This is a genomic window from Syntrophobacter fumaroxidans MPOB (genome assembly GCF_000014965.1).
Classification (GTDB): domain Bacteria; phylum Desulfobacterota; class Syntrophobacteria; order Syntrophobacterales; family Syntrophobacteraceae; genus Syntrophobacter; species Syntrophobacter fumaroxidans.
On sequence record NC_008554.1, the window covers coordinates 3,787,873 to 3,799,842 of the forward strand.

The following is an 11,970-nucleotide window of genomic DNA, read 5'->3' on the forward strand; positions in this document are numbered from 1 at the left end:
ACTGATACCTCTTTTCACTTCGTCCTGGTTCTCTTCTGATATTCGATATGAGCGAAACACTGATATTCATGACTACCGCATATCAGTTGATTGCTGCTCATAGAAAGGGCCCGGTGCCCACTCGATGCACCTCCAGCGCTGACGACGACCTTTGACGCATCTGCCCCGTCATAACCCAACAATCCTATCAAACACATCCATATCAGGGACCATAAGCCCGAATAAGGCAGAACCGGCGGGCTAATGCACCACACCCACTTCATTTTGCTCCCTAGCATTAGAGAGCGAAACGGCTTGGAAGGATCGAATTCAATTGTCGAACTACTATCTGGAATCGTCCCCAGGGAGTGAACCTTCCAGGGGCAAGTGGTTCTCGACTGCATGAACAACTGCTACATATTCATCGTAAATAAATATGTTTTCATTGTCAAGAGTCTAGTGCATCAAATTCGATAGTCCAATTCGGGGCTTTGTGTCAGGCTTCCGGTGTTCAAATCCTCCGAGGTCTTTCTATGCCGCCGTTTGGAAGAAATCACCTTTTTCTGAGGCGACGGCTCCACGATCACTTCTTCGGCGGACTCTTCCTCCCCCGAAGTATCATCGACAGGCCGCTTTCATAAGCTCACTGAGGCTACCGGTAAGTTCCAGCACTCGTTCCGCAATGGATTCTTCCAGGCATGCGCACCCACAGCTGGGGGTGAAAATGGACTGTGCGAGGATCGTCTGAGTCGACAACTGGGGAGTAACCAAGTGTTGAATTTGAGCAAACCATTTATCCGCGAGACTTTGCGCGCTTTCAGCCAGGATCGCGCCTCTATCCAGAGTGGGCACCATCCCCCAGGCGACGAGTCGTCCGTCCGCCATGAACCTGGAGAAAGCATCTCCGTACAGTGCGAACCTGTCGAAGTACTTGTAAGAGTCGAAGTTGATGATGTCGACACCCGACTCGAAAGCCAGGAGCCAGTCGGTATTGGCGCACACGTGTATTCCGGCGAGCCCCCCCGCCTGGTGCACCGCGTCCACCACTTCCTTGAGGAGGGACTGGACGAGCTCCCGCGTGACACTGATGAAGGCCGACGAACCGAACCCGGCCAGTGCCGGTTCGTCGAGAAAAACGATCACCGGACAGCCGAACGCGCGCAGCCTGCCAACCTGCCATTTGGCTTTCATGGCGAGGTGTTTCACGACGGCGTCCTGCAGCCGGTCGTCATAGAGGAGCGCCCTGTCCTGCTGGTCTTTCATCCCGGCAAGCAGGGTAAAAGGGCCGACGATCTGGCCCTTCACCGCCTTGAGACCCGCGCGATGTCCGCCGAGGATTTCCAGAAACCGAAAAAACGATTCGCCGGTTTCGGAGCCCATCCTGAAGCGGGAATCTTCAAGCGCTCTCGCCTCCGACTCCACCTCCAGGTATTCCTCGTAAAAAGCATACAGTTCCCGGTCGAATTCCTCCGTGTCCGTTCGCACGCAGGTGCGTTCCGATTCCCGATGAACGCCGGGCAGGCCCTCGAGGTACTGAACCATCATCCCTTCGGAAGGATATGACGGAAGTTGGGGCCACACCGGGATTTCGGGCACGGTCCGCAGGATCAGTTCGATGACCTTCCCGCGGTCTCTGTGCGGCATACTGCCCACGAGAGTCGCTGAAGCGAGGGGTTGGAGTCCGAGCATCGGTTCACATCTCCCGCACGAATCGCCCAATGATATGAATCCGCCCCTTCACCGTCGGAGCGGGAACGGCAGGGCATCGAGAAGAAAGTCCATCCGGCCGATGGATACCTGAGGAATGCCGGAGGGTTCGTAAGCCGCGCAAGCGAGGCCGCAGTCCTGCGCTGCAAGATTTTTTGGGTTCCTGCGCCAGGCCGGTGATCCCTCGCTTCCTCGCCGCGACGGCGCGGGCATCATCCGGATCGGGTTACCCGTATTCCGCAATGCGACCTTTCATGGCCGCCCTGGCCGACGTGTCGGCTGCCGTTCGCCCCCAAGACCTGCCCAAACGCCCGCAGGAGGCATGTCTTCCCCGGGGGGACCGCTTTGTCGGCAACCAGGCCGGTACGCCTTTCCGGAAAGACCCGAAAAGAACCTCTGCACCCTGCGGCCGGGGCGGGAAAATCGGTACCGCCGGATGCCGCCAAAAGATCGCTGAACAGTATCATACGGAAAAAGTATAGTCAAACCGGCAAGCTCCAATTTCCACAAGGCTTGTGAAATTTTGTCATTTGCGCGGATTCCACAGACGAATTGCCGGAGTCGAACGGTTTTCGCACGGCCCAGGGGGTTGCTCCGCCACCGGGAATCCCTCCTTGCGCAAGGCCGAATTTCTCCTTGACGACAGGGCATTCGTTTGATAGGTTCCTCGCATCGTATTCCAAGTCATAATAATGTTTTAGCTTATGTTGGATTTGTCGCTTTGTCATCGGTTTGCAGCCCGTCTGTAGCGCGTGTGGTTCCTGATCGAGCGGTCATGTCCGGGCTGAGATTCACGACAGAGGGTGGAACCGGGGGGTGTGAAGTGTGCGCCGGTTCCGGATTGGTGCATCGAGGGGACTGAATTCCATCACGCAAATGAGGAGGAGGAAATGAGGGGGAGGAGTGTATTGCTATGTCTGCTGATCGTTGCAATGGTGTTTCTTGGCGCGAGCCGGCCGGGATTCGGCGCGGGCTTCGCGCTGTACGAGGGAAGCGCCAGGGGCAACGCTCTGGGGGGGACCCTGGTGGGTCGCGCCGATGATCCGTCCGCTCTGTTTTACAACCCGGCGGGTATGACCCAGCTGGAGGGAATCCAGATGATGGCCGGTCTCACCGCCATCATACCGAGCACCGATGTAAAGTTCGTGGGCGCCTCCTATGGAACCAAGGACAACGTGTGGCTTGCGCCGCATTTTTATGCCACGTACCAGTTTTCCGACCGGCTCTGGTTCGGCGTGGGGTTGTTCTCACCCTTCGGGCTGGGCACGGAATTCGACAGCGACTGGCCGGGCAGGTTCAGCAACTACAACGCGGTGATCCAGACCCTGAACTTCAATCCCAATGTCGCCCTCAAGCTGAACGACCAGTTTTCCATCGCGGCGGGATTTGACATCATGTGGTTCGACCTGAAGCTCGAGCAGAGCGTTGCGGACTTGAGCGGCTACGGTCTGGGAATCATCGACCAGGACCTGAGCGGCAGTTCCTTCGGGTATGGGTTCAACCTCGCCATGCATTACCGGGCTTGCGATTGGTTGCGCCTGGGGATTTCCTATCGCAGCCAGGTCAAGCAGCATGTGGACGGCAATGTGGAGTTTTCGCCGAACGTGTCGTTCTATCCCTTCAATTTTGTCAACATGGACGGCAGCGGGACCATCACGCTGCCGGATGAGCTCTTTTTTGGCGCCACGTTTTATCCCATGCCGAACCTCAGCTTCGAGGTCGGAGCCGTCTGGACCCGGTGGAGCACGTACAATGCGTTGACCATCCAGTACGAGGAGCCGATCGTCGGCCCCACATCCACGGTCACGAGGGAAAAGCAATGGGAAGACGTCTGGAGGATCCAGTTCGGGGTTGAATACAAAGTGTGCGAATGGCTGGACCTGAGAGCGGGATACGTGTTCGACCAGGAACCCAGTGTCGACAAGTACGTCGACTATCTCGTGCCGGCCAACGACAGGCACCTGTTCAACTTCGGCCCGGGTTTTCACTGGGGGAACTGGACCACCGACCTGTCCTACACGTATCTACTCATCGAGGATCGGGACGTCAGTGACTCCGAGGCCTCCGGCTTCATCAGGCCGTCGCAGTTCAGGAACGGGCATGCCCATCTGATCGGGATCAGCGTCGGCTACAAGTTTTGATTGATTTTATCCGTCTTTATCTTTAACAAGGGCCTGGGGACTTTCCCCGGGCTCTTAATTTTTCGAGGAGGTGTTGTGCATGGCCGAAGATCTCAAGAAAATGTATAAGACCGTCATGGAAGACCACTTTCCGGATTCACTCCGCGTTGTCTTCGGGGACAGGGAACTGGTTTATCGCAAGCGATCCTGGAAGTTTCCGGATGAGTCGGGTCAGCTCATCGAGAAAGGGCTCCGCTATGGTGAAAACCCCGGCCAGGAAGCGGCGCTCTATGAACTTGTGGACGGAAACCTGGTCCTGGGCGAGTGCCGGTTCATCGAACCGGGACAAGGCATCGTCAGCGCCATAACCGAAAGGGATATGGTGCAGGAAGGGAAACATCCCGGCAAAACGAACCTCACCGACCTGGACAATGGCTTGAACATTCTCAAATACCTGATGGACAAGCCGGCCGCGGTCATCCTCAAACACAACAATCCGTGCGGAGCCGCCTACGGCAAGAGTGTCGCCGAGGCATACCACCGTGCCAACCGGGCCGACCGCATCGCCGCCTTCGGAGGCTGCCTCGTTCTCAATCGGCCGATGGACAGGGCCGCCGCGGAACAGGTGTCGAAAAACTATCTCGAGGTGGTGGCCGCCCCCGATTTCGAGGAAGGCACGCTGGAGCTTCTGAAGAAGCGCGCCAACCTTCGCATCATCCAGGTGGCTCGCATCGACCGGCTGCGCGAGTACCTTCCGCAACGGTTCGTGGATTTCAAATCCCTGATCGACGGAGGGCTGATCGTCCAGCAGTCGCCTCTGAACAGGATAAGGGACGCCAAAGACCTGAAGCTTGCCGAAACGACCTACAAGGGAAAGCATTACCGGATCAACCGCACCCCCACCCCCCGGGAGATGGAAGATCTGCTGTTCGGCTGGTTCGTGGAACAGGGCGTGACCTCCAATTCGGTTCTCTACGTGAAAGACGGGTGCACGGTGGGAATCGGGACCGGGGAGCAGGACCGCGTGGGAGTGGCCGAAATCGCCGTGTACAAGGCCTACCAGAAATATGCGGACGCTATCTGCTTCGACCGCTTCAAAATGTCCTACAAGGAACTCGAGCTGGCCATCGAGAAAGGGGAGCGCACCGCGGACGAGAAGGAACGGATTGACGCCGAGACCCGCGAAGCCAAGGGTGGACTGATTGGGGCGGCCATGGTTTCGGATGCCTTCTTTCCCTTCCGCGACGGTGTGGACGTCGGTCTGCGGCAGGGCATCACGGCAGTGGTGCAACCCGGCGGATCGATGAGGGACTGGGAAGTCATCGAGGCTTGCAACGAAGCCGATGCGACCATGGTTCTGACGGGCCAGAGGGCGTTCAAACACTGAAGACCCGGGGTGGTTCACGCTTCATGAATCGGATCGGGGGGCCGGAGTTTTCGGGCGTCCCACGGTTCGAGCAGGTCCTGCGGAATGCCGAGCTGTTCGAGGATTCGCGCAACCACGAACCGGACCAGCTCGGCGACGGACTGCGGACGGTGATAGAACCCGGGCATGGCGGGGACGATGATCGCGCCGGCACGGGAAAGCCGGAGCATGTTCTCGAGATGGATCTGGTTCAGCGGCGTTTCGCGGGGAACCAGGATGAGTCTGCGTCGTTCCTTGAGGCAGACGTCCGCGGCGCGGTGGATGAGGTTCTGCGAAATGCCGGAGGCGATGGCGCCGAGCGTGCCCATGGTGCACGGGACGACCACCATGCCTTCACACGGAAATGAGCCGCTCGCAAACGGGGCGGTGAAGTCGTTCACGTCGTAGAGTCGCGCATCGGCGGGGAGAACCCGGTCGAGCCGCGTCCCGGTTTCAAGCTCGTACACCAGCTTGCCCGCATCGGATGCCACCACTTGAACCGCGAATTTCGCTCGACTCAGGAAGAGCAGGAGTTCCGCGGCGTAAGGAGCTCCGCTGGCGCCCGTGACTGCTACGATGATGTTTTTTTTGTCCATTGTCTCCCGCTCCACCGGGATCGCGCTCAAGTCCCCTTCGGACCGGCTTCGGCCCATGCCCGAGCCGCGGGCAGATCGCGATGGACCAGGCCGCATAGGGCACGCATGACTCTCTCGGGTTCCGCGTGCTGGAATACGTTCCGTCCCGCGGCGACTCCGCGGGCCCCCGATTTCAGTGCCCGCTCCATTCTGCAAAGAAAGTCCGTAGCATCCGTCACGCTGCTTCCTCCCGCAACGACCACCGGAACGTGCAGGTCGGCCGCGATTTGCGCAAGAACGGCTTCGTCCCGCGGCAAAGGAACTTTGACGAGGTCGGCGCCGAGCTCGGCGGCGACCCGCGCCGCGTGAGCGACGGCCGAGTCCGGGACCGGTGAAGGTGCAAGGCCGCCCCGGACATAAGCCATGACCAGGAGCGGGATCTGCCATTTGCAACAGGCGCTTCCGAGCGCGCCGAGATCGCGGAGCATTTCCGGTTCGTGTTCGTCGCCCAGGTTCAACTGCGCGGACACTCCGTCCGCCCCTCGCCGGATAGCCTCCTCAACGTCGCCTGCCATCACCTTGTAGTGATAGGCGGGTCCCATGGGGGTGCTCGCGGAAAGATGCATGAAGACTCCCGGCGGTCTTTCGGGAACAGCTTCCAGGCGCCGCATCATGCCCTTGTGGAGCACCAACGCATCGCAACCGGCCCGGATACCCGTGCCAATGATGCTTTCCATGTCCCGCAGCCCGGGCAGCGGCCCGCAGCTGACCCCGTGATCCAGGGGGAAGATGACGATCCGGCCGTCGCGGGAAGGCATGAACCTTTTCATCCGAAGGTCTTTTCCGCTCATCGCAGTCTCTCCGATTCCTGCCGAACCGGGAATGGGTCATGCCTTAACCGACGGGTTCGAGGCTGCGCTCCGCCCGGCGCCGGCGCCCCCCCGGATCCGGAATGCCCCGTCCACCACGCCTTCCGCCGATCCCCGATGCCGCAGTCTTGGAAGCGAATCGGCATCAGGCCACGGAAGCCAGTGGCGAGAACAGTTCCAGGCGCGGGGCCTCAGGGACTTCCCCGATCTGCGGCAGATACCCGAAAAAGCGTTCCAGGCCGCTCTGTTCATTGCCGTCCAGGTTGTAGCCGAGCATCCGGTAGTATTCCTCGAGTTCTTCTTTCCTCAAAATCCCCTTGCGCAACGCCTCTGCGCAAATCGTGTCGAGGTGGGAGCATCCCCATTGCTTCGCGGCCGCCAGTGCTCCCATCCCGACGGGAATCTCCCCCGCTCCTTTGTCAACGGCATTTCTCTGGACCACCCAAAGCGCGAACACGAAAGGAAGTCCGGTCCATCTCGTCCACGCCTCACCCAGATCGCAGCAGTATGGGTACCCTTCCACAGTCTTGAGTCTCAAGGCCTCATCGCCGATCGCCAGAAAAGCAGCCGGCGAATCCCTGCGGGCGAGCGCCTCGGTGCAGTCGCCGGGGACCAGCCGGACGTGCATGCCGTGTTGAAAGGCAAACAGGATTCTGAGCAGCGCGATGGAAGTGTGCGACTGACTGCTCACCAGGATCGACTCCCCTTCAAGCTCGGTCCACGGGCGCCGGCTCAGAAGCAGAACGCTTTTCACCGGCCCGAAGCAGCTGATGGAAAGATCGGGCACGATGAAATACCTGTCCGGGTGGCGGGCGTATTCGATGGACGACACGACGCTCAGGTCCAGTCGGCCATCGGCCATCAGGCCGTTCAAACAGGCGGGAGTTCCCGGGACGATTTCAAACGGGTGCGCGATGATGCCTGATTCCAGGGGATAATAGATCGGCAGAACGTTGAGGTAGCTGATTCTTCCCAGTCTCAATCGTGTTCGGGACGATTGGCCCATCGGACTGCTCCTTTGCTTCCCATGCGGATGATCGTTTCAGCCAGTCGGGATTCGGAGGTGGAACGCGGCAAGACGATTTCGAGCAAACGGGACCGCTTCGTGGGATCGAGCGATCCTGCATCCCGTTGTCTGAGCAGCGCCGACGCACCTCCCAGCGTGATCGCGCGGAGCAGATCGCGGGGAGGGACGTCGGGATGGCGGTCAAGAACGAAAGCGGCCTCGCGGAAGAGATCCAGATCGGTGTTGCCCGCCAGGCTGTCGGTCCCGAGTGCCGTCGGGATTCCCAGGTGAAGCGCCTTGCCGATATCGGCGCGGCCGACGCCAAGGTAGTGGTTGCTGCGCGGACAAAAACATACGGCACAGCGGTACCGGGCGATGATCTCCCAGTCCGATTCCCGGACGTGCACCGCGTGGACCAGAAGGGTCCGTTCGTCCAGGACTCCGAGGCTTTCGAGATAACGGATCGGGGTCGTTCCGGGCGGTCTCCAGTCCGGAACCCATTTTCCGAGACTCTCCAGAAAATCACGGCAGAATCCCGTGCCTTTTTCGACGAATTCCATTTCTTCCGGGTGCTCGGCAGCATGGATGCTGAAGGGAAGCCGACGTTGCGAAGTCCAGGCCTTGGCCCGCCGGATCAGTTCGGCCGACGTCGAATAGCAGGCATGGGCCGCAAGGCTCACATGGCCGTTCGGTCCACGAGCGTCCCCGGCTTCCGGAACCGCATTTCCGCCGGGACCCTCGAGCTCGGCCCGGTCGAAGCCAAGGATTTCCGCAAAGAGCTGCCTGTCCGGCCCGGGTGGCCCGCCGGCGGGCATACGCGCCCAATCGTTCGAGTGATCCCCGTAGAGCCCCGTTCCCGTGGTGTGGATGGTCCGCCCAGCCTGTGCCGCCGCCCGGGCCTGCTCTTCCGGCCGCAGAGCGGCGCGCCGGGGCAGGAGCTCACGCAACCACGAGGCGAAACCGGGCTGGGGCAAAGGTATCTTGCCGCCGAGGGCGGACAGCTCGGAGTGCGTGTGGGCGTTCACCAAAGCCGGCATCAGGGCCGCGCAGCCGTGATCGATCTCCATCGTGCCGGCCGGGCTTTGCTTCCTCACGGCGGGGTATTCCCCGCAGGCCAGGATGACGTTTCCGTCCTCCAGCACGGCGCCTCCGGAGATCGCGGGGGTCGACACGGGGACCACCCACGCGGCGCGATGCAGGGTGAGAGTTCCCTGCGGGCGCGTTTCAAGGGGATTCAACGCGCTCATAGGCCATGTTCCTCTGCCGCGGCTCAAATCCGGCGGACCGTATGAGCCGCCGGATTTCCCCCACGGACAGTCGAAAGTGAACTCCGGCCGCGGCCACGACGTTCTCCTCGATCATCGTCGAGCCGAAATCGTTGGCGCCGAAAAAAAGGGACAGCTGCGCGATCTTGGGCCCCATGGTGACCCAGGATGCCTGCACGTTGTCAAAGTTGTCCAGGACCAGCCGGGAAACGGCCAGGAGTCGCAGATAGGCCGTCGCCGTAGCGGGCGGTCCGGGGATGTTGGTGTTCATCGGCTGAAAAGCCCATGGAATGAAGGCGGTGAATCCGCCTGTGCGATCCTGCAACTCCCGCAACGCAAACAGGTGTTCCAGGCGGTGGCGGGGTTCCTCCTCGTGGCCGAACATCATCGTGGCGGTGGTGCGAAGCCCCTGGTGGTGCGCCTCTTCCATGACGTCCAGCCATTCCCGCGCCGAGCACTTGTTCGGAGAAACGCTCCGGCGGATCGAATCCACCAGTATCTCGGCTCCCCCGCCGGGTATCGAATCGAGCCCCGCTTCCCTCAGGCGGCGGATGACCGTCCCGACGTCCGTCCGCTCGATCCGGCTGAAATGAACGATTTCGGGCGGGGAGAACGAATGAACGTGAATGGGGTAGCGATTCTTGATGAATCGCAGCGTTTCTTCGTACCAGGCCAATGGCAGATCGGGATGGTGCCCGCCCTGCATGAGGATCTGCGTGCCCCCGAGAGCCAGGGTTTCCTCGATCTTGGCCGCCAGCTCCCCGTGGGTGAGCAGGTAGCCTCCGTCCTGACCGGGAGCCCGGAAGAACGCGCAGAAGCGGCATCCGCACACGCATATGTTCGAATAGTTGATGTTCCGGTCGATAACGTAAGTCACCACGGGCGCGGGACACTTCTCCAGCCTGCGCGCGTGAGCCAGGCGCCCGAGGAGGTGAAAGTCCGCCTTCTCGTAGAGCTCCGCGGCGTCCTCGAAAAGAAGACGGCCTCCGGACTCCAGTAATTTGACGGTGCTGTCGATGGACACGCGGACCCTCTCCGTTGCTCGTTTCAGCCGGTTGGCGGCTCGAGTCCCGATCCGACTCGAAATATGCCCCCGGCTCCCACCGTCGTGACGCCGACGAACGCGCTGTTCAAAACGTTCTCAAGAAAACAAAACTTCCTCACACGGCTTCGTCCACCTGTGGGGCAAGCCTCTCAAAGAAGCTGTTCCTCTCCACCGGCTCGAAACCCGCTTCAGCAATGATCCTCTCGATTTCCGCCCGTGTGAGGGCCTGTTCCGATTCGGCCCCGGCCATGTGCCCGATCTTTTCCTCGACGACCGTTCCGTCGAAATCGTCAGCGCCGAAATGCAGCGCCACCTGGGCCGTCTTGACGGTGAGCATGACCCAGTAGGCCTTGATGTGTGCGAAATTGTCGAGCATGAGGCGACTGACGGCGATGGTCTTCAAGTCTTCGACGCCGGTGGTCGCCTCCACTCCCTCGATCCCGGTATTCGCGGGCTGGAAGGGAAGGGGAATGAAGCACACGAAACCGGCGGTCTCATCCTGGAGCCGGCGCAGGGCCGCCAGGTGTTCGAGGCGCTCCCTTTCCGTTTCGATATGGCCGTATAACATGGTGGCGTTGGTTTTGATCCCCAGCTCATGGGCTTCCCGGTTGATTTCCAGCCAGCCCTGCCCGCTCAGCTTCTCAGGGCACAACAGGCCGCGGATTCGGGGACTGAAAACCTCGGCGCCCCCGCCGGGCAGCATGTCGAGCCCGGCGGACTTGAGCCGCATGAGCACTTCCCGGGTAGAGATGCCCTCGCGGGCCGCGAAATGGGCGATTTCCACCGCAGTGAATGCCTTGATCAATACTTCCGGGCGCAACTGCTTGATTCGACACAGGATCTCTTCATAGTAGCCGAACGGCAGTTCAGGGTGGCAACCGCCGACAATGTGGACCTCGGTGATCCTGTCGTCCCGGCGCGCGGCCACCTTGTCGACGACCTCGGAACTGGTCAGCTGAAAAGCCTGCGGTTCACCTTTCCTGCGGCTGAAGGCGCAGAAGCGGCACCCGTTGACGCACACGTTGGAGTAATTGATGTGCTGATTCACGACATAGTATGCGGCCCGGCCGTGCATCCGCGTTCGGACCTGGTGCGCCAGCGCCCCGACGGAAACGACGTCGGGGCAGGCGAACAGCCGCTCTCCGTCTTCGATGCTCAGCCGCAGACCGGCGCGGACCTTCTCGTAAATATCGTCCAGTCCGATCTTCCGGACCCATTCCAAATCCAGCATTTCCATCTACTCCCCGGGTATTCTCGATCCCATGCCGTTTCTGAGCAGCCGGATGAATTCGTCCACGCGCTTGTCAACTTCCCCTTCGTCCGCCTGGTACAATCCCGCTCCGGCGTCCAGGAACGAGACGCAATAAGCCTGCAGAAACCGGTCCATGAGCGCATCCAGAAAGAACACGCTCATCTCGACGTTCAGGTCGGGCCGCAGCTCGCCACGGGCAATACCCGCTTCCACCAGCGGTCTCAGGTACTCTCCGGAAAACAGGTGGACCTGCTGGAGGAATTCGGCCCGGAGCGGGAAGTCCTCCTGGAAGATCATCTTGAGATAGATGCGATAAACTCTGGGATGACGCCGTATGAACTGAATTCCGGCAAGGATGCTTCGCCTGATGCGCTCGAAGAAATCGGTTTCGGTCGTTTCCTGTTTCACCTGGCGCAGCGAACGCCTCACCAGGTCCACGGCGTGATCGAAAACGAAATGAAACAGGCCTTCTTTGCTGCCGAAGTATTGAAAGATGGAACCCTTGGCGATGCCGAGCTCCCGAACGATCCGATTGATGCTGGCCTGTCGGAACCCCTGGTCGGCAAACTCTTCGATGGCCGAATCCAGAATGCGGTCCTTCTTCCGGCTCTCAAGATTCTTGAACGTATCGCGAGGGTTCATGCCCACCCTTTCCAGGATAATGACCAGGTGGTCATTATAGGGTGGGCGGGCGGTCGGGTCAAGAGCTTATGCGAAAAGCCGGGCGACGCATCGAGGATTCGTCGC

Annotated in this window: 10 protein-coding genes; 2 read left to right on the plus strand and 8 right to left on the minus strand. The window is 60.4% G+C overall.

Annotated features, from left to right (window positions below; genetic code table 11):
* Positions 1 to 597 precede the first annotated feature (597 nt).
* Positions 598 to 1,668 (minus strand): uroporphyrinogen decarboxylase/cobalamine-independent methonine synthase family protein, encoded by a 1,071-nt coding sequence (locus SFUM_RS15935; protein ID WP_011699877.1) that lies wholly within the window; start codon positions 1,666 to 1,668, stop codon positions 598 to 600.
* Positions 1,669 to 2,576: 908 nt separating this feature from the next.
* On the opposite strand from SFUM_RS15935, the gene SFUM_RS15945 reads away from it, so the two are divergent.
* On the plus strand, positions 2,577 to 3,827 hold the full coding sequence (locus tag SFUM_RS15945; RefSeq protein WP_011699880.1) for an OmpP1/FadL family transporter: 1,251 nt from the start codon (positions 2,577 to 2,579) through the stop codon (positions 3,825 to 3,827).
* Between the two features lie 79 nt (positions 3,828 to 3,906).
* Positions 3,907 to 5,193: an AICARFT/IMPCHase gene (locus tag SFUM_RS15950; protein ID WP_011699881.1), complete on the plus strand. Its 1,287-nt coding sequence runs from the start codon at positions 3,907 to 3,909 to the stop codon at positions 5,191 to 5,193.
* Positions 5,194 to 5,207: 14 nt separating this feature from the next.
* On the opposite strand, the gene SFUM_RS15955 is transcribed toward SFUM_RS15950, so the two are convergent.
* The 7 genes from SFUM_RS15955 to SFUM_RS15985 form a co-directional block, all read right to left on the minus strand.
* Positions 5,208 to 5,807, minus strand: a complete 600-nt coding sequence (locus tag SFUM_RS15955; RefSeq protein ID WP_011699882.1) for a UbiX family flavin prenyltransferase — start codon at positions 5,805 to 5,807, stop codon at positions 5,208 to 5,210.
* 26 nt (positions 5,808 to 5,833) lie between these two features.
* Positions 5,834 to 6,637, minus strand: coding sequence for a class I fructose-bisphosphate aldolase (locus SFUM_RS15960; RefSeq protein ID WP_011699883.1), 804 nt, complete (start codon positions 6,635 to 6,637; stop codon positions 5,834 to 5,836).
* A gap of 163 nt (positions 6,638 to 6,800) precedes the next feature.
* The gene (locus tag SFUM_RS15965; RefSeq protein WP_011699884.1) at positions 6,801 to 7,661 is read right to left on the minus strand and encodes a menaquinone biosynthetic enzyme MqnA/MqnD family protein; all 861 of its coding nucleotides are present in this window, start codon (positions 7,659 to 7,661) and stop codon (positions 6,801 to 6,803) included.
* Complete coding sequence (locus SFUM_RS15970) at positions 7,634 to 8,908, minus strand: amidohydrolase family protein (protein WP_011699885.1); 1,275 nt, start codon at positions 8,906 to 8,908, stop codon at positions 7,634 to 7,636. Before SFUM_RS15970 ends, SFUM_RS15965 begins: the two co-directional genes overlap by 28 nt.
* On the minus strand, positions 8,886 to 9,950 hold the full coding sequence (gene mqnC, locus SFUM_RS15975; protein ID WP_011699886.1) for a cyclic dehypoxanthinyl futalosine synthase: 1,065 nt from the start codon (positions 9,948 to 9,950) through the stop codon (positions 8,886 to 8,888). The genes SFUM_RS15970 and mqnC overlap by 23 nt, the downstream gene beginning before the upstream one ends.
* A 136-nt stretch (positions 9,951 to 10,086) precedes the next feature.
* A complete protein-coding gene (mqnE, locus tag SFUM_RS15980) occupies positions 10,087 to 11,208 on the minus strand; it encodes an aminofutalosine synthase MqnE (protein ID WP_011699887.1) in 1,122 nt (373 codons plus the stop codon).
* The gene (locus tag SFUM_RS15985) at positions 11,209 to 11,865 is read right to left on the minus strand and encodes a TetR/AcrR family transcriptional regulator (protein WP_011699888.1); all 657 of its coding nucleotides are present in this window, start codon (positions 11,863 to 11,865) and stop codon (positions 11,209 to 11,211) included. It lies immediately after the preceding gene.
* Between the last annotated feature and the right edge of the window lie 105 nt (positions 11,866 to 11,970).